The 26,243-nt window shown below is 61.1% G+C and carries 26 protein-coding genes and 1 pseudogene; 3 read left to right on the plus strand and 24 right to left on the minus strand.

Annotation, left to right across the window (positions count from 1 at the left end):
• The 22 genes and pseudogenes from ACK4S9_RS14850 to ACK4S9_RS14955 all read right to left on the minus strand — a co-directional run.
• Nucleotides 1-126: pseudogene (locus ACK4S9_RS14850) on the minus strand (F0F1 ATP synthase subunit epsilon); the annotation flags it as partial.
• 5 nt (nt 127-131) lie between these two features.
• Nucleotides 132-767, minus strand: a complete 636-nt coding sequence (locus tag ACK4S9_RS14855) for a hypothetical protein (RefSeq protein WP_409726867.1) — start codon at nt 765-767, stop codon at nt 132-134.
• A gap of 10 nt (nt 768-777) precedes the next feature.
• Nucleotides 778-1,212, minus strand: coding sequence for a helix-turn-helix domain-containing protein (locus ACK4S9_RS14860; RefSeq protein WP_409726869.1), 435 nt, complete (start codon nt 1,210-1,212; stop codon nt 778-780).
• Nucleotides 1,196-1,735, minus strand: coding sequence for a hypothetical protein (locus tag ACK4S9_RS14865; RefSeq protein WP_409726871.1), 540 nt, complete (start codon nt 1,733-1,735; stop codon nt 1,196-1,198). Before ACK4S9_RS14865 ends, ACK4S9_RS14860 begins: the two co-directional genes overlap by 17 nt.
• 167 nt (nt 1,736-1,902) lie before the next feature.
• Nucleotides 1,903-2,325: a F0F1 ATP synthase subunit epsilon gene (locus tag ACK4S9_RS14870; protein WP_036216819.1), complete on the minus strand. Its 423-nt coding sequence runs from the start codon at nt 2,323-2,325 to the stop codon at nt 1,903-1,905.
• A 27-nt stretch (nt 2,326-2,352) separates the two neighbouring features.
• Nucleotides 2,353-3,756, minus strand: a complete 1,404-nt coding sequence (gene atpD / locus ACK4S9_RS14875; protein ID WP_409726873.1) for a F0F1 ATP synthase subunit beta — start codon at nt 3,754-3,756, stop codon at nt 2,353-2,355.
• Between the two features lie 41 nt (nt 3,757-3,797).
• Nucleotides 3,798-4,673 (minus strand): F0F1 ATP synthase subunit gamma, encoded by an 876-nt coding sequence (gene atpG / locus ACK4S9_RS14880; RefSeq protein ID WP_409726875.1) that lies wholly within the window; start codon nt 4,671-4,673, stop codon nt 3,798-3,800.
• Between the two features lie 56 nt (nt 4,674-4,729).
• Nucleotides 4,730-6,271, minus strand: a complete 1,542-nt coding sequence (gene atpA, locus ACK4S9_RS14885) for a F0F1 ATP synthase subunit alpha (RefSeq protein WP_409726877.1) — start codon at nt 6,269-6,271, stop codon at nt 4,730-4,732.
• Between the two features lie 73 nt (nt 6,272-6,344).
• On the minus strand, nt 6,345-6,878 hold the full coding sequence (locus ACK4S9_RS14890; protein WP_409726879.1) for a F0F1 ATP synthase subunit delta: 534 nt from the start codon (nt 6,876-6,878) through the stop codon (nt 6,345-6,347).
• Nucleotides 6,879-6,880: 2 nt separating this feature from the next.
• Nucleotides 6,881-7,351 (minus strand): F0F1 ATP synthase subunit B, encoded by a 471-nt coding sequence (locus ACK4S9_RS14895; protein ID WP_409726881.1) that lies wholly within the window; start codon nt 7,349-7,351, stop codon nt 6,881-6,883.
• 72 nt (nt 7,352-7,423) lie between these two features.
• Nucleotides 7,424-7,663 carry a F0F1 ATP synthase subunit C gene (atpE, locus tag ACK4S9_RS14900; RefSeq protein WP_409726883.1) on the minus strand — a complete coding sequence of 80 codons (240 nt, stop codon included), beginning with the start codon at nt 7,661-7,663 and terminating at the stop codon, nt 7,424-7,426.
• Nucleotides 7,664-7,749: 86 nt separating this feature from the next.
• Nucleotides 7,750-8,586, minus strand: coding sequence for a F0F1 ATP synthase subunit A (gene atpB / locus ACK4S9_RS14905; protein ID WP_409726885.1), 837 nt, complete (start codon nt 8,584-8,586; stop codon nt 7,750-7,752).
• Nucleotides 8,587-8,589: 3 nt separating this feature from the next.
• The gene (locus ACK4S9_RS14910; protein ID WP_409726887.1) at nt 8,590-8,928 is read right to left on the minus strand and encodes an ATP synthase subunit I; all 339 of its coding nucleotides are present in this window, start codon (nt 8,926-8,928) and stop codon (nt 8,590-8,592) included.
• Nucleotides 8,929-9,241: 313 nt separating this feature from the next.
• Nucleotides 9,242-10,114, minus strand: coding sequence for a ParB/RepB/Spo0J family partition protein (locus tag ACK4S9_RS14915; RefSeq protein ID WP_409726889.1), 873 nt, complete (start codon nt 10,112-10,114; stop codon nt 9,242-9,244).
• Nucleotides 10,115-10,135: 21 nt separating this feature from the next.
• The gene (locus ACK4S9_RS14920; protein WP_409726891.1) at nt 10,136-10,906 is read right to left on the minus strand and encodes a ParA family protein; all 771 of its coding nucleotides are present in this window, start codon (nt 10,904-10,906) and stop codon (nt 10,136-10,138) included.
• Nucleotides 10,907-11,014: 108 nt separating this feature from the next.
• Complete coding sequence (gene rsmG, locus ACK4S9_RS14925) at nt 11,015-11,662, minus strand: 16S rRNA (guanine(527)-N(7))-methyltransferase RsmG (protein WP_409726893.1); 648 nt, start codon at nt 11,660-11,662, stop codon at nt 11,015-11,017.
• The gene (mnmG, locus tag ACK4S9_RS14930; protein ID WP_409726895.1) at nt 11,659-13,590 is read right to left on the minus strand and encodes a tRNA uridine-5-carboxymethylaminomethyl(34) synthesis enzyme MnmG; all 1,932 of its coding nucleotides are present in this window, start codon (nt 13,588-13,590) and stop codon (nt 11,659-11,661) included. The genes rsmG and mnmG overlap by 4 nt, the downstream gene beginning before the upstream one ends.
• Before the next feature lie 189 nt (nt 13,591-13,779).
• On the minus strand, nt 13,780-14,550 hold the full coding sequence (locus tag ACK4S9_RS14935) for a sulfite exporter TauE/SafE family protein (protein ID WP_409726898.1): 771 nt from the start codon (nt 14,548-14,550) through the stop codon (nt 13,780-13,782).
• A 161-nt stretch (nt 14,551-14,711) separates the two neighbouring features.
• Nucleotides 14,712-15,530 (minus strand): alpha/beta fold hydrolase, encoded by an 819-nt coding sequence (locus ACK4S9_RS14940; protein ID WP_409726900.1) that lies wholly within the window; start codon nt 15,528-15,530, stop codon nt 14,712-14,714.
• Between the two features lie 142 nt (nt 15,531-15,672).
• A complete protein-coding gene (locus ACK4S9_RS14945) occupies nt 15,673-16,224 on the minus strand; it encodes a hypothetical protein (RefSeq protein ID WP_409726902.1) in 552 nt (183 codons plus the stop codon).
• Between the two features lie 84 nt (nt 16,225-16,308).
• On the minus strand, nt 16,309-17,937 hold the full coding sequence (locus tag ACK4S9_RS14950; protein WP_409726904.1) for a GMC family oxidoreductase: 1,629 nt from the start codon (nt 17,935-17,937) through the stop codon (nt 16,309-16,311).
• A gap of 1,290 nt (nt 17,938-19,227) precedes the next feature.
• Complete coding sequence (locus tag ACK4S9_RS14955; protein WP_409726906.1) at nt 19,228-19,365, minus strand: hypothetical protein; 138 nt, start codon at nt 19,363-19,365, stop codon at nt 19,228-19,230.
• Here ACK4S9_RS14955 and aac(6') point away from each other — a divergent pair.
• Together aac(6') and ACK4S9_RS14965 are read left to right on the plus strand one after the other, a co-directional pair.
• Nucleotides 19,364-19,810 (plus strand): aminoglycoside 6'-N-acetyltransferase, encoded by a 447-nt coding sequence (aac(6'), locus tag ACK4S9_RS14960; protein ID WP_409726908.1) that lies wholly within the window; start codon nt 19,364-19,366, stop codon nt 19,808-19,810. The genes ACK4S9_RS14955 and aac(6') overlap by 2 nt on opposite strands.
• Nucleotides 19,811-19,837: 27 nt before the next feature.
• The gene (locus ACK4S9_RS14965) at nt 19,838-20,632 is read left to right on the plus strand and encodes a 5'-methylthioadenosine/adenosylhomocysteine nucleosidase (RefSeq protein ID WP_409726910.1); all 795 of its coding nucleotides are present in this window, start codon (nt 19,838-19,840) and stop codon (nt 20,630-20,632) included.
• On the opposite strand, the gene ald is transcribed toward ACK4S9_RS14965, so the two are convergent.
• Both ald and putA read right to left on the minus strand, forming a co-directional pair.
• Nucleotides 20,602-21,717: an alanine dehydrogenase gene (gene ald / locus ACK4S9_RS14970; RefSeq protein ID WP_409726912.1), complete on the minus strand. Its 1,116-nt coding sequence runs from the start codon at nt 21,715-21,717 to the stop codon at nt 20,602-20,604. The two genes, ACK4S9_RS14965 and ald, sit on opposite strands and share 31 nt — an antisense overlap.
• Nucleotides 21,718-21,858: 141 nt before the next feature.
• Nucleotides 21,859-25,515, minus strand: coding sequence for a trifunctional transcriptional regulator/proline dehydrogenase/L-glutamate gamma-semialdehyde dehydrogenase (gene putA / locus ACK4S9_RS14975; RefSeq protein ID WP_409726914.1), 3,657 nt, complete (start codon nt 25,513-25,515; stop codon nt 21,859-21,861).
• A gap of 215 nt (nt 25,516-25,730) precedes the next feature.
• Between putA and ACK4S9_RS14980 the strand changes: the two genes are divergently transcribed.
• A complete protein-coding gene (locus ACK4S9_RS14980) occupies nt 25,731-26,186 on the plus strand; it encodes an Lrp/AsnC ligand binding domain-containing protein (protein ID WP_005664065.1) in 456 nt (151 codons plus the stop codon).
• Nucleotides 26,187-26,243 lie beyond the last annotated feature (57 nt).

The raw sequence follows: 26,243 nt of genomic DNA on the forward strand, positions 1-26,243 counted from the left end.
CTTCTTTGCTTCCAGTGCCTTCGCTTCGTCCAGGTCGCCACCGCGGATCGCGGTGTCGGCCAGCACGGTCACGCCGTTCGGCTGCACTTCGAGGATACCGCCTGCGACGAAGACGAACTCTATTTCGACTACTATTGCTGCTCGGTTTTAGATAATCTTTTCGTCTTACCGGGACCCTTTCGCTTGCCCGTATCTGAATAAGCTGGCGAAACTTCTGATACATCAGCCGAAGCCTGATCTTCCGCAGACGAGTTCGTACTTTTATTCTTCGCAGAACGGGCTATTTCCCACTTTTCCATGTCGCCTACGACATCTTCATCAACGTTGCTATTGAAATTCGGAGAGGGCAAGAACCATACGCCGTAAGCGCTACGTCCAGTAAAATTCGCAATATATTCTCTAAATGCACCGTAAAGCATCATGTAACCAGTACCACGAACAATTTTGAATCGTTTCTCTCCATCTTCTTTACCCTTAAAGAAGAGATAAGCGAAACCTTCGATTGTCACCGAATATGGAATTTGCAGTCCATTCTCTTGAGACTCTTGCTGGACTGAAAGACGAACCATAAGCGTAAAGTGGCGAGGATCATCAATCTCTTCGTCGGGATACATCAGATCGGTACCCAATTCGAATGAGACGTTATTGAAATCAAACTCGATTTGTGGGAAAAATCCTTCTTTGGGATTTTCTTTGTAGTCGGGATTAATTTCAATACTGATCTTACTAAATTCAAGACGCGAAAGTGATACCAGGCCGGGCTTCATAATTTACCTATTAGTAGTAAGCGCACTCTTTGAAAGGCGCAGCAATACTGGGCACGCTTCTCATAGAATTTCGGTTAGGACGATATTTATTTATATCGAATACATTTTCGAAATCCGATTTAAAAGAATCAACGCTGGTTTTCACAGCATCGTCAATTTTCTTAGCAGCTGGCTCAATAGGACAGGTGAACTTCAGTTCCAACTTTTCTTCAATTGCGTCCGCGAGTTGGTAAAGCGTATCCAACTGCAGATTTTGTTTTCCCTTAAGCATTCTGGAGACACTAGCTTCAGAAACGCCAAGTCGTTCAGCCAAATCCTTATTCAAAATATTCTTGTCACGCATAATTCTTCGGATTTGCTGCACCGGCAAAGCTCGACGAAGGGCACCCCAAAGCTCTCCTTTCTCAAGAACTTCGCTTGCGATCACATCATTGCTTTTTGCCATTTTTGACCTCACAAAAATCAATCTTACCTCTAGATTTTAAAATGTTCCTAATTTCTTCTTCACAGGGATCAGCTGCCTCTGCTGGCGTCGTTTCGTCTTTTTTATGGTATGCCATCAACAGGAAGATAGTCTTCCGTGCGGGAGATTCAAGATCTGTAACCGGATAAAAATAAATTCTGTCTTTATTATTCGGCTTTAGTTCCCAAAGCTTATGGTTAGACTTGTCGAACTTAAAGGTCCTTGCTGATTTGCAAGCTACGGCCGAGCCAGCCAAAACTGCTTGATAATTCTCATCTTGAATAGCTTCGAACAGCAGACCTATCGTTAGAAGAAAGCTTGCCTTCTTTTTACGATCGTCAACGTACTGCGATACGCTTCGTGTGAAACGATTTTTTTCGCTGGAGCAATCGGGGACTAACACAGCAACATCCCACTTAAGCTTGGACGTATCGATAACTCCTTCTCGATGGGAAGGATCAATCAGATCGTATAGTTGCTCTTGGGTAACTTTTCTAGCTTTCATGAGACAAGCATCTTAACACGTATGTTAAGTTAGTCTAGCATATTTCAAGTGTATTGATCTATCGCAGCAACATGTTGCATAGCGTACCGAAGTACGTCGATTACTGCGTGCAAACAAAAAGGCAGCCCACAGGCTGCCTTTTGTTCACGCAAGCAGATGCTTGCGACTCAGCGTCCTTTCGAACGCAGCTTCTGGATCGCCGCCAACTGCGCGATCGCCGCGGCCATTTCGGCCTGGGCTTTCGCGTAGTCGATCTTCGATTCCTTGTTCAGCATCAGCTCTTCGGCCTGCTTCTTTGCTTCCAGTGCCTTCGCTTCGTCCAGGTCGCCACCGCGGATCGCGGTGTCGGCCAGCACGGTCACGCCGTTCGGCTGCACTTCGAGGATACCGCCTGCGACGAAGACGAACTCTTCGCCGCCGGCAGCCGTCTGGATCCGGACGGCACCTGGCCTGATGCGCGTGATCAGCGGGGTGTGGCGTGGGTAGATACCCAGCTCACCCGCTTCACCCGGCAGCGCGACGAAGGTAGCCAGGCCGGAGAAGATCTGCTCTTCGGCCGAGACCACGTCCACTTGAATGGTGTTTGCCATGTCTGTCCTTCTGGTTAAGAATCTGGCTTAGGCAGCCAGTTTCTTGGCCTTCTCGATTGCTTCCTCGATGGTGCCGACCATGTAGAAGGCCTGCTCCGGCAGGTGGTCCAGTTCGCCCGATGCGATCATCTTGAAGCCCTTGATCGTGTCTTTCAGCGAAACGTACTTGCCCGGCGAGCCGGTGAACACTTCAGCGACGTGGAACGGCTGCGACAGGAAACGCTGCATCTTACGAGCGCGTGCGACGACCAGCTTGTCTTCCGGCGCCAGTTCGTCCATGCCCAGAATCGCGATGATGTCACGCAGTTCCTTGTAGCGCTGCAGGGTGCCCTGCACGGCGCGCGCGGTGCTGTAGTGCTCTTCGCCGACGACCAGCGGGTCCAGCTGGCGCGAGGTCGAGTCCAGCGGGTCCACTGCCGGGTAGATACCCAGCGAAGCGATGTCACGCGACAGAACGACGGTCGAGTCCAGGTGGGCGAAGGTGGTTGCCGGCGACGGGTCGGTCAAGTCATCCGCAGGGACGTACACGGCCTGGATCGAGGTGATCGAACCGGTCTTGGTCGAGGTAATACGCTCTTGCAGGCGGCCCATTTCTTCGGCCAGGGTCGGCTGGTAGCCCACCGCGGAAGGCATACGGCCCAGCAGTGCCGACACTTCGGTACCGGCCAGGGTATAACGGTAGATGTTGTCGACGAAGAACAGAACGTCCTTGCCTTCGTCACGGAAGGCTTCCGCCATGGTCAGGCCGGTCAGCGCGACGCGCAGACGGTTGCCCGGCGGTTCGTTCATCTGGCCGTAGACCATCGCCACCTTCGAGTTGGTCGGGTTTTCCAGGTCGACGACCTTCGCGTCCGCCATCTCGTGGTAGAAGTCGTTACCTTCACGGGTACGCTCACCCACGCCGGCGAACACGGACAGACCCGAGTGCGCCTTCGCGATGTTGTTGATCAGTTCCATCATGTTGACGGTCTTGCCGACGCCGGCGCCGCCGAACAGGCCGACCTTACCGCCTTTTGCGAACGGGCAGACCAGGTCGATCACCTTGATGCCGGTTTCCAGCAGGTCGGTCGACGGCGACAGTTCGTCGTAGGCCGGCGCATCGCGGTGGATCGATGCCATGCGCTCGTGGCTGACCGGACCGCATTCGTCGATCGGATTGCCCAGCACGTCCATGATGCGGCCCAGGGTCGGGGTGCCGACCGGGACCATGATCGGGTTGCCGGTGTTCTGGATGATCATGCCGCGGCGCAGGCCTTCCGAGCTGCCCAGTGCAATGGTACGGACCACGCCGTCGCCCAGCTGCTGCTGGACTTCCAGGGTCAGTTCCGAACCTTCCATTTTCAGTGCGTCGTACACTTTCGGCATGGCGTTACGCGGGAATTCCACGTCGACCACAGCGCCGATACACTGAACGATTTTGCCATCAGCCATTTTCGTTCCTTCAGATATAGTTAAATTCTTTTGCTTGATCGTCAGACGGCTGCTGCGCCGGAAACGATCTCGGAGAGTTCTTTGGTAATCGCTGCCTGGCGGGTCTTGTTGTAGACCAGCTTCAGGTCGCTGATGACACTACCGGCGTTGTCGCTCGCTGCTTTCATCGCCACCATGCGCGCCGATTGCTCGGACGCCAGGTTTTCTGCCACGGCCTGGTACACCAGCGCTTCCACGTAACGCACCAGCAGTTCGTCGATGACGACGGCCGCTTCCGGTTCGTAGATGTAGTCCCAGCTCATGCCGCCCTTGTCGGCTTCCATGTGCTTGGCCGGCAGCGGGAGCAGTTGCTCGACCATCGGTTCCTGCTTCATGGTGTTGATGAACTTGGTGTAGCACAGGTAGACAGCGTCGAGCTTGCCTTCCTGGTACGCGTCCAGCATCACTTTGACCGGGCCGATCAGCTTGTCCAGGTGCGGCGTATCGCCGAGCTGGGTCGCTTGCGACACGACCTTCATGCCCATGCGGTTCAGGAAGCCCAGGCCCTTGTTGCCGATGGCAACCGCCTCGACGGTGTTGCCTGCCTGCTCCATTTCGCGCGCCTTCAGCGTCACCTGGCGCAGCACGTTGGTGTTCATGCCGCCGCACAGACCTTTGTCGGTCGTGACGACGATGAAACCCACGGCTTTCGCTTGCACGTGCTTGGCTTGCGCCATGAACGGGTGCGTGTATTCCGGGTTTGCGCCGGCAAGGTTGGCGGTGATGGTACGAACCTTGTCACTGTAGGGACGGGCGGCGCGCATGCGATCCTGCGCCTTGCGCATTTTCGATGCGGCGACCATTTCCATCGCCTTGGTGATCTTCTTCGTATTCTCTACGCTCTTGATCTTGCCACGAATCTCTTTGCCTACTGCCATGAGTCCTTACTCCTTCCGCGCACCGGCGCCGTGCTCACACGACGCCGGCTTGACGATTAATATGCGCCGGATTTCTTGAAATCAGCAATGGCGGCGGCCAGCGCAGCTTCGCCGTCCTTGTCCAGTTGCTTGGTTTCGTCGATCTTCGACAGCAGGGCAGCGTGGCTCGACTTCAGGAAGTTGTGCAGACCCTGCTCGAACGGCAGGACTTTCTTGACTTCGATGTCGTCCAGGTAGCCTTTGTTGACGGCGAACAGCGATGCGGCCATCAGCGAGGTCGACAGCGGCGAGAACTGCGGCTGCTTCAGCAGTTCGGTCACGCGTGCACCGCGGTCCAGCTGCTTGCGGGTCGATTCGTCCAGGTCCGATGCGAACTGCGCGAACGCAGCCAGTTCACGGTACTGCGCCAGGTCGGTACGGATACCGCCCGACAGGCCCTTGATGACCTTGGTCTGGGCAGCGCCACCGACGCGCGACACCGAGATACCTGCGTTGATCGCAGGACGGATACCGGCGTTGAACAGCGAGGTCTCCAGGAAGATCTGGCCGTCGGTAATCGAGATCACGTTGGTCGGCACGAATGCCGAGACGTCGCCTGCCTGGGTTTCGATGATCGGCAGTGCGGTCAGCGAACCGGTCTTGCCGGTGACGGCGCCATTGGTGAACTTCTCGACGTAGTCGGCGTTCACGCGTGCTGCGCGCTCCAGCAGACGGCTGTGCAGGTAGAACACGTCGCCCGGGTAGGCTTCGCGGCCCGGCGGACGGCGCAGCAGCAGCGAGATCTGGCGGTAGGCAACGGCCTGCTTCGACAGGTCGTCGTACACGATCAGCGCGTCTTCGCCGCGGTCGCGGAAGTATTCGCCCATGGCGCAGCCCGAGTAGGCCGAGATGTACTGCATCGCAGCCGATTCCGATGCGGAAGCGGCGACCACGATGGTGTACTCCATCGCGCCGTGCTGTTCCAGCGAGCGGACGATGTTCTTGATGGTCGATGCCTTCTGGCCGATTGCGACGTACACGCAGGTGACGCCCTGGCCCTTCTGGTTGATGATCGCGTCGACAGCGACAGCCGATTTACCGGTCTGGCGGTCGCCAATGATCAGCTCACGCTGGCCACGGCCGATCGGCACCATCGCGTCGATCGACTTGATGCCGGTCTGCATCGGCTGCGAGACCGATTCACGGGCGATGACGCCCGGAGCGATCTTTTCGATCGGTGCGGTCAGGGTGGTCGCGATCGGGCCCTTGCCGTCGATCGGCTGGCCCAGTGCGTTGACCACGCGGCCACGCAGTTCCGGACCGATCGGCACTTCCAGGATGCGGCCGGTGGTCTTGACGGTGTCGCCTTCCGAGATGTGCTCGTAGGCGCCCAGGATGACGGCGCCGACGGAGTCGCGCTCGAGGTTCATCGCCAGGCCAAAGGTGTTGCCGGGGAATTCCAGCATCTCGCCCTGCATCACGTCCGACAGACCATGGATGCGGCAGATACCGTCGGCGACGGAGATCACCGTGCCTTGATTGCGAACTTCAGCCGAACCTTCCAGACCCTGGATGCGGCTCTTGATCAGTTCGCTGATTTCAGAAGAATTAAGTTGCATGAGTGCTAACTCCAAATGTTTTTGATGCGTAGGGCAAGGGCGCTAGGGCCGGCGAGTGCTGTCAGATTCCTGATTACGACACCAGCGCAACATGCATCTGTTGCAGCTTGGCGCGTACCGAGGTATCGAGCACTTCGTCGCCGACGACCACGCGCACACCACCGATCAGCGAGGGATCCACTGTTACCGTTGGGTTCAGCTTGCGGCCAAATTTCTTTTCCAGCGTTGCGACCAACTGGGCCAGCTGGTCACCCGCGATCTCGAAGGCGCTGACGATCTCCGCATCGGCGGCACCTTCGTTGGCGTTCTTCAGTGCCGCGAACTGGGCGGCGATCTCGGGCAGCAGGGTGACGCGGCCATTTTCGGCCAGCATCGCGATAAAGTTCTTCGCTTCAGCGTTCAGCGGCGACTTGACCAGGGACGCAATCGTATCGGCCAGCTGGGCAGCGGTGACCTTCGGGTTGGCGGCGAAAGCCTGCACGTCCGGGTTGGCGCCAATCTGGCCCAGCTCGGTAGTGACGGCCGACCAGGCGGTCATGTCGCCCGACTGGGCGACACGGAACAGCGCTTCGGCGTAAGGGCGGGCGACGGTTGCGAGTTCAGCCATGATCAGAGCTCGGTCGACAGTTTCGACAGCAGGTCGGCGTGGACCGCTGGGTTCACTTCACGCTTCAGGATCTGCTCGGCGCCTTGCACTGCCAGTGCGGCCACCTGGCCACGCAGTTCTTCGCGGACACGGGTCACTTGCTGCTCGGCGTCGGCCTGTGCGGCAGCGACGATACGGGCGGCTTCTTCGGCAGCGGTTGCCTTGGCTGCTTCGATGATCTGGGCAGCACGCTTTTCTGCGTCGGCGATGCGCTTCTGGACTTCGTCACGGGCACCGGCCATTTCGGCCTGCACGCGCTTTTCGGCAGCGGCCAGGTCGGCCTTGCCGCGATCGGCTGCGGCCAGGCCATTCGCGATCCTCTCGGCGCGCTCGTCGAGCGCTTTCATCAGTGGCGGCCACACGAATTTCATCGTGAAGCCCGCCAGGATGAAGAAGACCACGAACTGGACAAACAAAGTTGCGTTCAAGTTCACGGTAAATTCCTTCTCACAAAAACGGATGCCGAACCAGGGACGGTTCGGCTCTTCAGATCAAGTCGTGCTTGATTAGCTGAACGGACGTGCGAAGACGAACAGCATGGCGATACCAACGCCGATCAGGAATGCCGCGTCGATCAGGCCAGCCAGCAGGAACATCTTGGTCTGCAGGGTGTTCATCAGTTCTGGCTGACGTGCAGAAGCTTCGAGGTATTTACCGCCCATGATTGCGATACCGATGGAAGCACCGATAGCGCCCAGGCCGATGATCAAACCGCAAGCCAGTGCAACAAAAGAAAGGTCAGTCATGTGTAACTCCAAAAGTTAATTTAAAAACTAGATTAAAAACTACAACTTCTTTACAACCACTATCTATTCGATGCTTGCGGCGCCGATCAGTGGCCTTCATGGGCCTGACCGATATACACCAGCGTCAGCATCATGAAGATGAATGCCTGCAGGAACACGATCAGGATGTGGAAGATCGCCCAGATCGAACCCGCGATGATGTGACCGATCACACCAAATGCGGTGGCCATGGAGCCAAGCAGAGCAATCAATAGGAACAGCAGCTCACCGGCGTACATGTTGCCGAACAGTCGCATGGCAAGCGACACGGTTTTTGCTACATATTCGATGATGTTGAAGAGCAGGTTGAACGGCGCCATCCAGATGCCGAACGGTGCTGCGAACAGTTCGTGAAGCCAGCCGCCCAGGCCCTTGATCTTGACGCTGTAGTACAGCATCAGAGCAAGCACGCCGAGGGAGATGCCCAGGGTGCCGTTCAGGTCAGCGGTCGGCACCACGCGGTGGTACGGGAACAGGTGAGTCAGGCCCAGCCATTCGAAGCCCATCGCGAACATATCGACCGGCAGGAAGTCCAGCATGTTCATCAGGGCGACCCAGACGAAAATGGTCAGGCCCAGCGGTGCGATGAAGCTGCGATCGCCATGGACGATGGATTTGGACTGGCTTTCGACCATCTCGACCAGCATCTCGACGGCGGCCTGGAAGCGGCCCGGCACGCCCGAGGTGGCCTTGCGCGCAGCCATCCACATGAACAGGCAGCCGATCACGCCCATGGTGATCGACCAGAAGATGGTGTCGTAGTTGAAGACACTGAAGTCGACCACGAAATCCTGGTGCTTGTTCGACAGGTGGCCGAGGTGGTGAGTAATGTATTCCGATGAGGTGGGCGCGTGTGCTGCGCCGTCTGCGGTTGGAGTCGCCATGTGTCAGTGCCTAAATAATAAGATGATGTAACTCTTCAGCGCCACGACGAACCCGGCGAACAGCGCCAGCCAGTTCAGATCGTGGTACAGCTTCGCGACCGCGAACAGAAGCGCGACCGTCAATGCAATCTTTACAAATTCCCAGATGAAGAATACTGCAGGGCTACCGCCACCGGCCCGATGGGCGTTGGCGAACAGCCTGACTGCCATGATCCCGTTGGGTACTACACAACACAAACCACCCAGCACTGCCGAAAACATCGCAGACCATCCCCCCAGCAGTGCGGCGATGAGGCCTGCGACTACTGTTGCCATCAATTGCAGGGAGACGATGCGCAACATTTTTGTTCTGGTTTCTCGCCGCGCTTCGGACAGATACGATGTGGTAATTACATGAATCAGCGGGATTATAAGTGGTTATACGGACGCGAGTCAAACGATTCCGCGCTTATAACTGCGACGTAAAGATGTGATGGGAGCAACATTGGGCTAGCTGTTTTCCCCATATTTTCAGTCACTTAACTGATGAGCCGTGTAGGGTGGCCGGCTGTGCCGGCCACGCGTTCAAACAGTCTTCGCAGTGTGCGACCGTGGCATGCATACGTCAGTTGGACGCGCGTTCGGCGGAGCCGAACACCTACGATGAAGACACATTTCAGGTGCGCAGGCGGGCCAGCACGCCGTCGAGGATGTCGAGGTCGGCGAAGTCGATGATCAGCTGGCCCTTGCCCTTCGCGCCCATCTTGAACATCACCGGGGTGGCGAGCTTGTCGGACAGCTCCTCTTCCAAACGCACGATGTCGCCGGGTTTCTCCTTGGCGCGCGCCGGTGTCGCCGGGCTGGCGTTCTCCTCGAGCGCGCGGGCGACCAGCTTTTCAGTCTCGCGCACCGACAGGCGCTTGGCGATCACGTGGTTGGCCAGGGTGATCTGGTGCGCACTGTCCACCGCCAGCAGGGCCCTGGCATGGCCCATGTCGATGTCGCCGGCCATCAGCATGGTTTGCACCGGCTGGGCCAGGTTGATCAGGCGCAGCAGGTTCGACACCGCGCTGCGCGAGCGGCCGACGCTTGCTGCGGCTTGCTCGTGGGTGAATTGAAAGTCGTTGATCAGGCGCTGGATGCCCTGCGCTTCCTCGAGCGGGTTCAGGTCCTCGCGCTGGATGTTCTCGATCAGGGCCATGGCCGCGGCCGACTGGTCGTCGACCTCGCGCACCAGCACCGGAATCTCTTCCAGGCCGGCCATCTGGGCGGCGCGGAAGCGCCGCTCGCCGGCGATGATCTCGTACGGGACGGCCGCGCCCTCCCCCAGCGGACGGACCAGCACCGGCTGCATGATGCCCTGGGTCTTGATCGAGGCCGCCAGCTCGCTCAGCGAGGTTTCGTCCATGCGGGTACGCGGCTGGTATTTGCCGGCCTGGATCTGGGTGACCGGCAGCGACGAGGGCGCTTTACTGGGTGCCGGCTGGCTGTCGCCGCCGAGCAGCGCGTCGAGGCCGCGCCCGAGGCCTTTCAGTTTTTTGGTTGCCATTTCTGTGTCAGCTTTCAATGATTACATCGTCTTGATGCGTTCGACCATTTCCGCGCCAAAGGCGATGTAGGCCTGCGCGCCCTTGGAAGACGGATCGAACACCACGCCCGGCATGCCATACGAGGGCGCCTCGGCCAGGCGCACGTTGCGCGGGATGATGGTCTTGAACACCTTGTCGCCGAAGTGCTGCTCGAGCTGGCCGGAGACCTGCTGCGACAGGGTCATGCGCGGATCGAACATCACCCGCAAGAGGCCGATGATGCGCAGGTCGGTGTTCAGGTTGGCATGCACCTTCTTGATCGTGTTGACCAGGTCGGACAGGCCCTCCAGGGCGTAGTACTCGCACTGCATCGGAATGATCACGCCGTGCGCCGCGCACAGGCCGTTCAGGGTGAGCAGCGAGAGCGCCGGCGGGCAGTCGACCAGGATGAAGTCATAGTCCTTGTCCACGGCCGCCAGCGCGTCCTTCAGGCGGCGTTCGCGGTTCTCGAGCGCCACCATCTCGACTTCGGCGCCGGCCAGCTCGCGGTTGGCCGGCAGCACGTCGAAGCGCCCCGCCTCGGAGCGCATGCGCGCCGCGGCCACGTCGAGTTCGCCCAGCAGCACCTGGTAGATCGAGCCCTCGAGCGAAGCCTTGTTGATGCCGGCGCCCATGGTGGCATTGCCCTGCGGGTCGAGGTCGACCAGCAGCACACGCTGGTTCAGCTTGGCCAGGCCCGCCGACAGGTTGACTGTGGTGGTGGTCTTGCCGACCCCGCCCTTCTGGTTCGCTACGCAAAAAATCTTCGCCATCTATTCTTGTCCGTGGAAGCCAAGGTGATATACCGTTCATATCGTAAAAACGATTTAAACGGTTCGTATTTTATAAACTATATAAACTGTTTATACGGTTTATTTTGTTTATATCGATCGCTCGACAAATATGAGGTGGCGCTCCGCTCCCAGCCTTGGAACCTGCAATGGCTGTAAACCACTGATTTTCCACTCCGCCGGTACGCGCTCCTGTTCTTCCGCCGGCGCCGTGCCTTTCAGGGCGATGAATTTGCCGCCCTCGGCCAGCAGGTGCCCCGACCAGTTCAGGAAATCCGTGAGGTCGGCGAAAGCACGCGAGGTGATGACGTCGAATTTGTCGCTCACCTGCAGATCCTGCACCTTCATGGTGTGCACCGTGACGTTGGCCAGCTCCAGCTCCGCCTTCACCTGCTTTAGGAAGGCGGTTTTCTTGTGGACCGTGTCGATCATCGACACTTTCATGCCTGGCCTGCAGATCGCCAGCACCACGCCGGGCAAACCGCCCCCTGCCCCGACGTCCAGCACGTTGCCTGCGCCCGCGAATGCGGGCACCGCGGCGAGCGAATCGAGCAGGTGGTGGGTCACCATCTGCATCGGGTCACGCAAGGAGGTCAGGTTATAGACGCTGTTCCACTTGTTCATCAGCGCCAGGTAGTCGAGCAGCTTGTCCTGCTGTGCCGGGGTGACGTCCAGATGCATTTCCTCGACGCCGTCGGCCAGCACCTGCGAAAGTAGAGCGCGATCGAAATATTTCATTCAGCCTGCTCCGTCGGCGCATTGGTAAAGCCCTTGGCGCCGCGCTTTTTCAGGTGCACCAGCAGCAGCGAAATCGCCGCCGGCGTGACGCCCGAGATGCGCGAAGCCTGGCCCAGGGTTTCCGGACGCTGCTTGTCGAGCTTCTGGCGCACCTCGAAGGACAGGGCCTGGATGTCCAGGTAGTTCAGGTTTTCCGGCAGCTTCAGGTTCTCGTAGTGGTCGTGACGCTCCACTTCGCGCGCTTGCCGGTCGATGTAACCGGCGTACTTGAGCTGGATCTCGATCTGCTCCTTCACCGCCGGGTCTTCCACGCCCGGGCCGGCCAGGGGCTGGCCTTCAGCCCCGGTCATGCTCATCAAGGTGTCATAAGCGACACCCGGGCGGCGCAGCAGGTCGGCCAGGTTGTATTCGCGCTCGATCGCCTGCCCCACTACGCGCTGCGATTCGGCGGCTGCCAGGATGCGCGGGTTCACCCAGGTCGAGCGCAGGCGCTCGAGCTCGCGGGCCACCGACTCGCGCTTGTTCTCGAAGGCGGCCCACTGCGCATCGCCGACGATGCCGAGCTTGCGGCCGATCTCGGTCAGGCGCATGTCGGCATTGTCCTCACGCAGCGACAGGCGGTATTCGGCGCGGCTGGTGAACATGCGGTAAGGCTCGGCCACGCCTTGGGTGGTGAGGTCGTCGACCAGCACGCCCAGGTAGGCTTCGGAGCGGCCCGGCGTCCAGGCATCCTTGCCCTGGGTCTGCAGCGCCGCATTCAGCCCGGCCAGCAGGCCCTGGGCAGCGGCTTCCTCATAGCCGGTGGTGCCGTTGATCTGGCCGGCGAAGAACAGTCCCTTGATCGCCCGGGTTTCCAGCGACGCCTTCAGGCCGCGCGGATCGTAGTAGTCGTACTCGATCGCATAGCCTGGGCGCAGGATGAAGGCGTTCTCCATGCCGCGCATCGAGCGCACCAGTTCCAGCTGCACGTCGAACGGCAGGCTGGTCGAGATCCCGTTCGGGTAGAACTCGTTGGTGGTGAGGCCTTCCGGTTCCAGGAAGATCTGGTGCGACTCTTTCGAGGCGAAGCGGTGGATCTTGTCTTCGATCGAGGGGCAGTAACGCGGGCCCACGCCTTCGATCACGCCGGTGTACATCGGGCTGCGATCGAGGCCGTTGCGGATGATCTCGTGGGTCTTCTCGTTGGTGTGGGTCACCCAGCATGGCACCTGGCGCGGGTGCATGGCGGCGCTCCCCATGACCGAAAATACCGGCACCGGATCGAGGTCGCCCGGCTGCTCCGAGAGCACCGAGAAGTCGATGCTGCGGCCATCGATGCGCGGCGGCGTGCCGGTCTTCAGGCGGCCCTGCGGCAGCTTGAGTTCCTTCAGGCGGCTCGACAGCGACACGGCGGGCGGATCGCCGGCGCGGCCGCCCGAGTAGTTCTGCAGGCCGACGTGGATCTTCCCGTCCAGGAAAGTGCCGGCGGTGAGGACCACCGCACGGGCACGGAACTTCAGGCCGACCTGGGTGACGGCGCCGACCACGCGCTCGCCTTCGAGCATCAGGTCTTCCACGGCCTGCTGGAACAGCCACAGGTTCGGCTGGTTTTCCAGGCGCGACCGGATCGCCTGCTTGTACAGCAGGCGGTCGGCCTGGGCGCGGGTGGCGCGCACGGCCGGTCCCTTGGACGAATTCAGGATGCGGAACTGGATGCCGGACTCGTCGGTGGCAATCGCCATGGCGCCGCCGAGTGCGTCGACTTCCTTGACGAGGTGGCCCTTGCCGATGCCCCCGATCGATGGATTGCACGACATGGCGCCGAGGGTTTCGATGTTATGGGTCAGCAGCAAGGTCTTTTGACCCGTGCGTGCAGACGCGAGCGCGGCCTCGGTACCGGCATGGCCGCCGCCGACGACGATGACGTCGAATTCAGTTGGAAATAGCATGATGGAGAGTAAGGCGAGGAGTCTAATGCGCGATTATAGATTCTTTTCTCTTGCGGAAGCTTTTGGGGGGCTGAAAACGACAGATTTTGTTCCACGTGGAACAGTCAACCCGACAGTCGATCTGATGTTTCACGTGGAACAAAAACAAAAAAGCCGGGCGAACCCGGCTTGCTGTTTCACGTGGAACAATCACCAACCGATTTTGGTGAACGCGTCGTAGGCTGTCTTGAGGATCAGTCCCGACACTACCACGAGGAACAGTTTGCGCACGAAACCGCTGCCATGCTTCAGCGCCAGCCTGGTGCCGATCAGCGACCCGGCAACCTGGCACCCCGCCATCATCAAGCCCAGTTGCCACAACAGGTGGCCGCTGTATCCGAACCACAGCAAGGCCGAGAAGTTGCATGCGACGTTGACGATCTTGGCCGCCGCCGACGCGCTCAGAAAATCGAAACCGAAGAAGCGCACGAACAGGAAGATCAGGAAGCTGCCGGTGCCTGGTCCAAAGAAACCATCATAGAAGCCGATCGCGGCGCCGATGCCGATCGCCCAATAGCGCTCGGCCAAGCCGCTGTGCACGGGTGCATGCACCGAACCGAGATCTTTCTTCTTGAAGGTATAGACGGCCACCGCGACCAGGACGATCGGCAGCAGCGTACGTACAAAATCGGCCGGTACCCGCGTCACCGTCCATGCGCCAGCAAAGGACAGCGCAAAGGCGGCCAGCGCCGCCGGCGCCGCGGTGCTCCACGCCACCCTCACCCGCCGCGCGTAATTCACGGCCGCGGCACTGGTGCCGAAGATGCTGGCGAACTTGTTCGTGCCCAGCAGCGTTGCCGGAACCTCTTTCGGCAGCACGGAGAAAATCGCGGGAATCTGGATCAGGCCGCCGCCGCCGACAACGGCATCGACCAGGCCGGCGGTGAAGGCAGCAACGCCGAGCCAAGCAAAATCAATCATGGGAAACGAGGGAGGAATGCAGAGGCTGCATTGTACGGCAGCCACATCCTTCAAACAGCAATCAGCCAGCGTGCCGGGATAGTTGGCCTAGTTCATGCACAGCGCAAGAGTAGTCGTTGTTGCGACGCAACAATACGTGAATGCCGAGCGTGTCGCGATACCTAGGAGCGCAGGAAGTCGAGCAACAGGGCATTGAGGCGATCGGTTGCCGACAACTGCATCCAGTGCCCCGCCCCGCTCAGGCGCTCGTAGCGGAAACCGGCGCGGCAGTGGTGGAGTGAATCGAGCATCTGCTTCTCGCCCAGCGCCGGGTCGCGATCGCTCCAGACCCCCATGACCGGCACCTCGACCGGGCACCAGTGGTGCGGCCGGCCCAGCTTCACGTTGGCGCGGTAGTAGTTCAAGGCCGCGGTCAGGCGCCCTTCCGGCTCCAGCGCCGCACGCCAGATCGCCACCTGTTCCGGGCGCTTCGTCAATTGGCGCAGGAAGAACCAGTCGTTGGCACGGATCGCGTGTTCAGCCACGACCGGCATCAGGAAACCGAGGATGTACCAGAAGCGCATCTGCTGGGTGACGCCGGCATGCGCGATCGCCGCCGGATGTCCGGTGGACAGGGTGACGAAACGCTCGAAGCGCCGTGGCGCATTCATGCACAGCTGCCAGCCGACCAGCCCGCCCCAATCGTGGCCCACGAGCGAGGCTTTCTCCAGGCCGAGCCGGTCCATCAGGCCGAGGATGTCGGCGCACAGGAACTCGACGGCGTAGGCGCCGGTAGAGGGCGGCGCGTCGGTCTTGCCGTAGCCGCGCATGTCGGGCGCGATGACCCGGAAACCCTGGGCGACCAGCGCCGGGATCTGGAGGCGCCAGATGGCATGGGTGTCCGGAAAACCGTGCATCAGGATCACGGCCGGTCCTTCGCCCGCGCTGACGTAATGCATGCGCAAGCCGTGTACGTCGACGTAATGGGATTCCAGATTCATGTCCGCTCCACAGGCAATGGGCAGCCGCCCTCCGCCGCGTGTCCGCTTGTGGCCACGCTCGAGCAGCGCACCGAGTTCCTCAACAATATCATGATGTACTTATACCGGCTCAAAAGCCTGGTTCCTGCGGCAACACCGCAGACTATTTCTGCGCTGCTCCAAGTTTCGCCTTCACATAAGCCAGCCACCGATCGTCGGGATTCGGCCTGCCGCCGATGGATGCGATGTGCTCGAAACTACGCCAAGTGGGCGGACTCCCGCGAAAGACCAGGTAGGTTTCGCCAAGCGTGAAATTCGGTCTCAGCACGCAGTCCGAGTCGTTGTAGAGGCGACCGCCGCCGCGCTCCCAGAACGCATCATCGCCATGGTCGCTCGAGGCAGGCCCGGGGCGCGTTTCTCCGCTTGCGCCAACGAGCGTGAAACGCGTGTCAGCCGCTCCCGAGATGCGCTCTTGCACTGCGAATTCGTACTCGACCGATGGGCGTCCGCCAGACGCCGGGATCGAAGAAGGAGTTGCCCTGATGACCTTGGCGACAGACACATCCGCCGCGATTGCAATTTGCTGTTCAGGTGTCACTACCTGCGTGAGCGGTGGCATCCGGCAAGCATCAGCGAAGGGGATGCCAATCGCGTTCAGCAACACGACGGTACACAAGCGTTTTGCAGCGCTAGGTTTCAATAATGCATTGCTCATTGCTCGCTTTCGTTTGACATTCAATGTGCAAGGAATCGGCCCGCAGTCGCGGCCAGCATCGTCGTCAATGCACCCGGCTGACATTCACCGGGCCTGTTCCGCGAGGATGTCCTGCGCGGCCTTTTCCGCGATCATGATGGTCGGGGAGTTGGTGTTCCCGGAGGTGATGAAGGGCATGATCGAGGCATCGACCACGCGCAACTTGCCGATACCGCGCACCCGCAGGCGGCTGTCGACCACGGCCAGCGGATCGTCCGTGCGGCCCATGCGGCAAGTGCCGACCGGATGGAAAATCGTGGTGCCCACCAGCCCTGCCGCATGGGCGAGTTCTTCCTTGCTCTGGTATTGCGGGCCGGGCATGAATTCTTCGGGACGGTATTTTGCCAGTGCCGGCGCGGCCACGATACGGCGCGTCAGCGCCAGCGCCGCGGCGGCGACCTCGCGATCGGCCTCCGTGCTCAGGTAGTTCGGCGTGATCTGCGGTGGCGCATAGCTGTCGCCGGATGCGATGCGAACCTGCCCCCGGGAGGTTGGTTGCAGGTTGCACACGCTGGCGGTAAAGGCCGGGAAGCGGTGCAGCGGATCGCCGAACTTGTCCAGCGACAGGGGCTGGACGTGGTATTGCAGGTCAGGCGCCGCCAGCTCGGGGGCCGACTTGGCAAACACACCCAGTTGCGACGGCGCCATCGACATCGGACCACTCCGGAACAAGGCGTATTCCAGTCCGATCAGCGTCTTGCCGAACCAGTTGGTGGCGCGCGTGTTCAGGGTCGTCACGCTGCGGACCTTGAAGATCATGCGCAGCTGCAGGTGGTCCTGCAGGTTGCCGCCGACGCCGGGCAGGTCCATGACCGGCGCGATGCCATGGCGCTGGAGTTCGCCGGCTGCCCCGACGCCGGACAGCTGCAGGATCTGCGGCGACCCTACCGCTCCGGCCGCCAGCAAAGTCTCGCGCCGCGCCGTCGCCGTATACGCCTGGCCCCCGCCGGTGAAGCGCACACCCGTGCAGACCTTGCCCTGCGCACCGTCCTCGAACAGCAGGCGCTCGACGTGGCAGCCGGTCATGATCGTCAGGTTCGGCCGTTTTGCCGCCGGTTTCAAGAAGGCTTTCGCCGTGTTCAGGCGGATGCCGCGCCGCTGGTTGACCTCGAAATAGGCGGAACCCTGGCCACGGCCGGCGTTCAGATCGTCGATCTTCGGGATGCCGGTCTCGGCTGCCGCTTCACGAAAGGCGTCGAGGATTTTCCACGACAGCCGCTGTCGTTCGACACGCCACTCGCCGCCGGCGCCGTGCAGTTCGCTCGCGCCCAGATAGTGGTCTTCGCTGCGCTTGAACAGCGGCAGCACCCTTTCCCAGCGCCAGGAATCGTCGCCAACTACCATCGCCCAGCGCTCGTAATCGGCCGGCTGGCCGCGCATGTAGATCATGCCGTTGATCGACGAACTACCGCCCAGCACCTTGCCCCGCGGGTAGATCAGCGCCCTTCCATGCAAGCCGGGATCGGCCTCGGTGCGCAACAGCCAGTCGGTGCGCGGATTGCCGATGCAATGCAGGTAGCCGACCGGGATATGGATCCACAGGTAATCGTCTCGGCCGCCGGCTTCCACCAGCAGGACCTCGAGGTCCGGGTTGCGCGTCAGCCGGTTCGCCAGCACGCAGCCGGACGTGCCGCCGCCGACGATGATGTAATCGTACTCGCCCGCCGAGATCAAGGCCGGCGTTCCCGCACCGCGCCGCCATTGCCGTGCCCGCCCCTATTTCCAGGGCTGAGCGCATGCGCACCGCCGCTCTTCGGCGCACATGGCACGGGCAATCGACACAGCGCGTCGAGATCCAATGGACCCTCCGTTCGTCATTCGTTGAGGCAAGCTTACCAGATCGTAAACGGAAGTCCAGGGGCCATCTGTGGATAAGCCTCTTGATATCCACAGGTCTGTTTTGTGCAGAACTGGGGGATATGGAGGGAGGTCAAAAACTTGTCCAGTTTTCAGGCAAGCTTCACGCGCCACTGATGCACTGCCTTATACGATCGGTAAACCAATGATTTTGCAGGCGTTAACCGTCTTGTCCACAACGTGGGGCCGGCGTTAACCACTACTACTATCGTTGTATACAAACTTTGTTTGTAAACCTCGAGAAAAATTTTTGAAATTTTTTTTCCCTGCGTCGCAAGCCGTCGACACAGCCCTGGCAAAGCAGTTCTCACTGCCTGCCCTGCATGCAAAAAACCGATCACACGCTTGAGCAGCACATCAGGATCAGGGCACCGCAAGCCTGGTCTGCCTCGCCGCTAGGAGCGCCTGCGTCGCGCCAGCTCGGCAGCTGAAAGCCCGTCAGCCCTATCGTCTGCAGGCCATGACTGCAAAACCCCGATTTTCGAACTCATCTGTGGAAAACCGCTGGGATATCCACAGGATCGAATGTGTAGAACAGCCGCTTAACCCGCATGCCCAATATTCTGTCCAAGTTTCCTCCAGTTCAAACACAAGCCTTGTCCAGCAGGTTAACGCGACCGTAAACCATTGACGTTGTGGAGAAAACCTTTCTTATCCACAGCAAATAGCGCGTTTACTATTACTACCAGTTTGTATACAAACTTGTTTACTACAACGACAAAACCAACAGCACCAATCCAGCCGCAACGCGCTTCCGGCTCGAACACCTGTCGGCCACCAAGGCATCCGCCACTGCCCGGCCACCCGCATCTGCCAGGATCGGCTGCCAAGCTCCCACTGTCTCCAGAACGCCTCCAAAACCATCCTTCGGCGGATTGTTGCTGACGCCACTGTGGAAAAGTCGCTGCATATCCACAGGATCGGATGTGCAGAACACGGCAATTCCTGCTTCGCGCGAAAACTGTCCAAGTTTCGTCCAGACTCCACACAAGCTTTGTGCAAGCGGTAAACGCGCCTGCAAGTCCTTGATGCTGTGGAGTAAACGCGAGTTATCAACAGAAGAAGCCGCGTTTACTATCTACTACCAGCTTTGTATACAAACTTTAGTTAACTAATACCTTGATGCGCTGCACTGCCGGAACAGCCAGAAAAGCCGGAAAAAACCAGGAAAAACAGGTTTTTGCTGGCCTCACGCTCGTAAGACAAGCAAAATGGCAACTCAAGCGTAGGATTCAGCAGGCTCATGAGCTCGATCAAACCGTGCACAAGCGTTGAACAAGCCGGCTGGCTGCAGCTGCGCATGGCCTTGTGGCCTGCCGATCGTGCCGAACACTTGCAGGAAATGCAGGAACTGTGTGCACAAGCTGGCCGTTATGCACAGTTCCTCGCCTACTCGCACCTCGGAGAGCCCCAGGGATTGGTCGAAGTGGCGCTGCGCAGCGACTGCGTCAACGGCACCGAGTCGTCTCCAGTCGGCTTTCTGGAAGGTCTGTATGTCGATCCGGCCTTCCGCAAGCAGGGAATCGCTGCCTTGCTGGTGCAAGCTGCCGAGCAATGGGCGAAAAGACAGGGCTGCACCGAGATGGCCTCGGATGCCTTGCTCGAGAATACGGCCAGCCATGCGATGCACCGCGCGCTTGGATTCGAGGAAACCGAGCGCGTGGTGTACTTCCGCAAGCTGCTTTCATAGTAAAAACGCAATAAAACAAAGGAAAACATGCGACTGGGGATCATCAGCGCGCTGCACGAAGAACAGTTGGGGCTCGTAGAAGCCATGAGAGGGCCCGCCAAGCTCATCCATGGCAAGCGTGACTACTGGCTAGGAAACCTGTGGGAAATCGACGCTGTGTGCGTCCTATCGCGAATTGGCAAGGTTGCCGCTGCGATGACGGCCACAACGCTTGTGGAAAAGTTCGGAGTTACCCACATCCTCTTTACCGGCGTGGCTGGTGCGGGGGATAAAACGGTCCAGGTTGGCGATATCGTGGTCGCGGAGGCCCTGGTCCAGCACGATATGGATGCGAGCCCGCTGTTTCCCCGTTTCGAGGTGCCGCTCACCGGCCTGACGCACTTCCAGCCGGACCAGGGCTTGTCGCTGCGCCTGTCGCGCGCCGCCCATGACTTCCTCGAGCAGGACCTGGCAAGCGCGATCAGCGAGGGAGAACGGCGCGAATTCCGGCTGGTGCAGCCGCGCGTGCACCGTGGCCTGGTGGCGAGCGGCGACCAGTTCATGAACGACCGCCTGCGCTTGAACGCGCTCAACGAGGCCCTTCCCGGCCTGGTGGCGGTCGAGATGGAAGGCGCCGCGGTGGCCCAGGTGTGCCACGAGCTGGGCGTGCCCTGCGCCGTGATCCGCACCGTGTCGGACAACGCCAACGAAAACGCCGCGACCGATTTCATGCGTTTCGTGAAATCGGTCGCCGCGCAGTATGCGTTCCACGTCACCCGGCGCCTGTGCCGGGATCTGGTCGCCAGCCCGCTTCAGCCCAGGAGCGATTCGGCCGGCACGTAGTCGTACTTCAGGTCGCGGGCGACGGCTTCGTAGGTCACCTTGCCTTGGCAGACGTTCAGGCCATTGCGCAGGTGGACGTCGTCCAGGAGCGCCTGCCGCCAGCCCTTGGTCGCCAGCGCCACGGCATGGCCGATGGTGGCATTGTTGAGCGCGAAGGTGGAGGTGCGCGCCACCGCGCCCGGCATGTTCGCCACGCAGTAGTGGATCACGCCGTCGACCACGAACGTGGGGTCGGCATGGGTGGTCGGGTGCGAGGTTTCGAAGCAGCCGCCCTGGTCGATCGCCACGTCCACCACCACCGCGCCCTTCTTCATGCGCGCGATCATGTCGCGGCTGACCAGCTTGGGCCCCGCGCCGCCCGGCACCAGCACGCCGCCGATCACCAGGTCGGCATCCAGCACCGCTTCTTCGATCGCCTGCGCGTTGGAGTAGAGTGTGGAAATGCGGTTACCGTAGACCAGGTCGAGCTGGCGCAGGCGGTCGACGTTCTTGTCGAGCACCGTCACGCGCGCGCCGGTGCCGACCGCCATCTGCAGCGCATTGGTGCCGACCACGCCGGCGCCGATGATCGCCACATGGCCGGCGGCGACGCCCGGCACGCCCCCCAGCAGCAGGCCCATGCCGCCTTTCGATTTTTCCAGGTGGCTGGCGCCGGCCTGGATCGCCATGCGGCCGGCCACTTCGCTCATCGGCGCCAGCAGCGGCAGGCCGCCGCCCGCGCCGGTGATGGTTTCGTAGGCGATGCAGACCGCGCCGGATTTCACCAGGGCGGCAGTCTGTTCGGGATCCGGCGCCAGGTGCAGGTAGGTGTACAGCACCTGCCCCTCGCGCAGCATCGCGCACTCGAGCGGCTGCGGCTCCTTGACCTTGACGATCATGTCGGCCCGCGCGAAGACTTCCTTCGCCGTGGCCACGATGCCGGCGCCCGCCGCCATGTACTGCTCGTCCGATAGCCCGATCTGCTCGCCGGCGCCCCGCTGCACGATGACGTCGACGCCGCGCGACGTCAGTTCGCGCACCGAAGGTGGCGTCATCCCGACACGGTATTCGTGATTCTTGATCTCTTTTGGTACGCCAACAAGCATGTCTACCTCCAAGATGTATAAGAATGTGAAGCTGCTACGGCATTACGGTACGCCTGTTTCGAAGATTTTGTAGGGTGGACGTCTGTGCCGTCCACCCTACGGGTTCAGCATAAAAAAAGGGGAGCTTGCGCTCCCCGATGATTACACTCCCAGCGTCATGAGGCTTGCGTTGCCCCCAGCCGCCGTCGTGTTGACGCAGACGGCCCGTTCGGCCACCAGCCGCCACAGGGCGACCGGCCCGGTGGCGCTGGTGTCGACAATGCCGACGATGGCCCCGGTCCGCGCCGCCAGCTTGCTGCGCAGCGAACCGTTCAGGCCCGCTTCCAGCAGCGCGATCTGGAACTCGCTGGCCTCGATTTCATCTTCCCCGATGAAGCGCACGCGCTCCTTCACCAATGCCGGCAGGTTCGCCGGAATCAGATCCGGCGCGGCCAGCACCAGTGCCCGGTTGCCCTCGGCCAGGCTGGCCGCCAGCTGGTTGAGCAGGCCGGCAGCCGTCTTCGGCGCGCACAGCACGGTGCCGCGCGGCGTGAAGGCCAGGGTATTGCGCTCGCCGGTCGGACCCGGCAGGGCGATCTCGACGCCGTTCAGCGCCGTACGGCCGTAGCCTTGCGCCAGCGTTGCCACGTCGAGCTGGCCGTCGTTGCGCAGCCAGCCGAGCAGCGCGTCCAGGCCGGCATCGAACCTGCGGCTGTGCTCCATGAGCGGCGCCGCATGGCGCTGCAGGCGCTTCAGGTAGAGCGGACCGCCGGCTTTCGGGCCGGTGCCCGATTTGCCCTCGCCCCCGAAAGGCTGCACGCCCACGACCGCGCCGACGATGTTGCGGTTCACGTAGATGTTGCCCACGTGGGCGCGTGCGACGATGAAGTCGATGGTCTCGTCGATGCGCGAATGCACGCCCAGGGTCAGGCCGTAGCCGGTGGCGTTGATGGTGTCGACCACTTTCGCCAGGTCGGCACGGCGGTAACGCACGATGTGCAGTACCGGGCCGAAGACTTCGTGCTTGAGTTCGGCCATCGAGCCGATTTCCAGCACGGTCGGCGGCACGAAGGTGCCGGCCCGGTCGACGCTGTCCGGCAGCGCGAGCGCGAAATGGCTGCGTGCGGTGGCGCGCATGCGCTCGATGTGGGCCAGCAGGTTGCGCTGGGCTTCGGCGTCGATCACCGGGCCGATGTCGGTGGCCAGGCGGTCGGGCGAGCCGACGCGCAGTTCCTGCATCGCGCCCTTGAGCATGGTGATCGTCTTGTCGGCGATGTCTTCCTGCAGGAACAGCACGCGCAGCGCCGAGCAGCGCTGGCCGGCGGAGTCGAAGGCCGAGGACAGCACGTCCTGCACCACCTGCTCCGGCAGCGCCGAGGAATCCACGATCAACGCGTTCTGGCCGCCGGTTTCGGCCACCAGCGGGATGTCGATGCCTTCCTGTTCGGCGCGCTTGGCCAAAGTGCGGTTGATCAGCTGCGCCACTTCGGTGGAGCCGGTGAAGATCACGCCTTTCACACGCGAGTCCGAGGTCAGTGCGGCGCCGACCACCTCGCCGCGGCCCGGCAGCAGCTGCAGCGCGGCGCGCGGGCAGCCGGCCTCCAGGAACAGCTCGACCGCGCGGTGCGCGATCAAGGGGGTCTGCTCGGCCGGCTTGGCCAGCACCACGTTGCCGGCCGCGAGGCTTGCTGCCACCTGGCCGGTGAAGATCGCCAGCGGGAAGTTCCATGGCGAGATGCATGTCACCGGACCGAGTGCGCCTTCGGCTTTGGATGCGCGGATCTCGACCGCGTAGTAGCGCAGGAAGTCGACCGCTTCGCGCAGTTCGGCGATCGCGTTCGGCAGCGATTTACCGGCTTCGCGCACGGCCAGCGCCATCAGTTCGGTGCCGTTCTGTTCGAACAGGTCGGCGGTACGCTCGAGGATGGCGGCGCGGGTCTCGACCGGGGTGCTTTCCCATTCGCCGGCGAAGGCGCTAGCCGCGGCCAGGGCGGTGTCGACGTCGGCACGCGTGGCTTCCTGCACCTGGCCGACGACGTCGCTCGACATGGCCGGGTTGACGACCTTGGCGGTTTCACTTGCTTCCACCGGGCCGGCGATCAGCGGCATCGCGTTGTGCTGGCGCTGCTTGGCCAGGCCTTCGGCGGTGGCGGTGAGCATGTGTTCGTTGACCAGGTCGAGGCCACTTGAATTCTTGCGCTCGGCGCCGAACAGCTGCAGCGGCAGGGCGATGGCCGGGTGTGGCTTGCCGCCGGCGGCGCGCGCCTGCTCGAAGGGATCGGCCAGCAGGGTGTCGATGGCCACCTTCTCGTCCACGATCTGGTTCACGAACGAGGAGTTGGCGCCGTTTTCCAGCAGGCGGCGCACCAGGTAGGCCAGCAGGGTTTCATGCGAGCCGACCGGCGCGTAGATGCGGCAGGCCTTGTCCAGCTTGTTCGAACCGACGACCTGGTCGTACAGGGTTTCGCCCATGCCGTGCAGGCACTGGAACTCGTAGTTCTTGACCCCGTCGGCCTTGGCCCAGGTGTAGATCACCGACAGCGAGTGCGCGTTGTGGGTGGCGAACTGCGGGTAGATGATGTCGCTCGCCGCCAGCAGCTTGCGCGCGCAGGTCAGATAGGACACGTCGGTGTACACCTTGCGGGTGTAGACCGGATAGCCCGGCATGCCGTCGACCTGGGCGCGCTTGATCTCGGCGTCCCAGTAAGCGCCCTTCACCAGGCGCACCATGAACTTGCGGCCGCTGCGCTTGGCCAGGTCGACCACGAAGTCGATCACGAAGGGGCAGCGTTTTTGATAAGCCTGCACCACCAGGCCGATGCCCTCGAAGCCGGCCAGCTCGGGATCGAAAGCGAGCATTTCCAGCATGTCGAGCGAGATCTCGAGGCGGTCGGCTTCTTCGGCGTCGATGTTGATGCCGATGTTGTACTGCTTTGCCAGCAGGACCAGGCTGCGCACGCGCGGCAGCAGCTCGCCCATCACGCGGCTGTACTGGGCGCGGCTGTAGCGCGGGTGCAGGGCCGACAGCTTGATCGAGATGCCCGGGCCATCCTTGATGCCGCGGCCGTTCGAGGCCTTGCCGATCGCGTGGATCGCGCTCTCGTAGGAGGCATAGTAGTTTTTCGCATCCAGCTCGGTCAGTGCGGCTTCGCCCAGCATGTCGTAGGAATAGCGGTAGCCGCGGCTTTCGTTCTCGCGGCTGTTCTTGAGCGCTTCCTCGATGGTCTGGCCGGTGACGAACTGGTTGCCCAGCATGCGCATGGCCATGTCGACACCCTTGCGGATCAGGGGCTCGCCGCCCTTGGCGATCAGGCGGGTGAGCGCCGAGCCCAGGTTCTTTTCGCTGTTGGTCGAGACGAGTTTGCCGGTGATGAGCAGGCCCCAGGTGGCCGCGTTGACGAACAGCGAAGGCGATTCGCCCAGGTGCTTCTTCCAGTCGCCGCGGCTGATCTTGTCGGCGATGAGGCGGTCGGCGGTTTCGCTGTCCGGGATGCGCAGCAGCGCTTCGGCCAGGCACATCAGCGCCACGCCTTCTTCCGACGACAGCGAGAACTCGTGCATCAGCGCGTCCACGCCCGAGGAGCGGGTGCGCTTTTCGCGCACGCTCGAGACCAGGCGGTGGGCCAGCATGGTGGCGTCGGCGTTGGCGCTGGCGCCCTGGGCCAGCAACCACTGGACCGCTTCCGTTTCATCGCGGCGGTAGGCGGCGGTGATGGCCTCGCGCAGTGGGGTCTGGTCCTGCTTGACCTCCTGCTTGAGCGCATCGAAGGGAACGAAAGTGGTGGCCGAGGTGCTAGCCAGGGCGGCGTCAATGTGCATGGCGGGTCTTCTAAAAAGGAATCGAACATAGGCTCGACGCAGCAAAAAACGCCGACCCGCGAGAATGGCGGACGGCGTACTGCGCAATACCTTGGAATGATTCGATTGTAGAAGGAAATCTTCTGGATTAATTCTGTTTTTACGACAGACTAGCAAAAGATAGTTTTTGGTGCGACAATCTGACCAAATAATATTTACATGGCTGGAGAGAGACCATGCTCGATAAGATCAGTAAGAAAATTCTGGCGGAACTCCAGAACGACGGGCGAATCAGCAACGTCGAGCTGGCGGCGCGTGTCAACCTGTCTCCTGCCGCCTGCCTGGAGCGCGTGCGCAAGCTGCACGAGTCCGGCTACATCATGGGTTATACCGCCCAGCTCAACCCGCAGTTGCTGGATGTGTCGCTGCTGGTGTTCATCGAAGTGGTGCTCGATCGTACCACTCCCGAGGTGTTCGATGCATTCAAACAGAGCGTCCAGATGATTCCGGAAGTGCTGGAATGCCACATGGTGGCGGGCGGCTTCGACTACCTGGTCAAGGCGCGCGTCAAGGACATGGCGGCCTACCGGGAATTCCTGGGCAAGACCTTGCTGCAGAAGGGCGTGCGCGAGACGCACACGTATGCGGTGATGGAAGAGGTCAAGAACACCACCAAGCTGCCGATCAGGTAAAACGCAGTTGTAGGGTGGACGGCTTTTTGTGATCTGGTCCACTGGACCAGATCACTG

The sequence above is a fragment of the Massilia sp. genome (genome assembly GCF_046293535.1).
Lineage (GTDB): Bacteria > Pseudomonadota > Gammaproteobacteria > Burkholderiales > Burkholderiaceae_D > Telluria.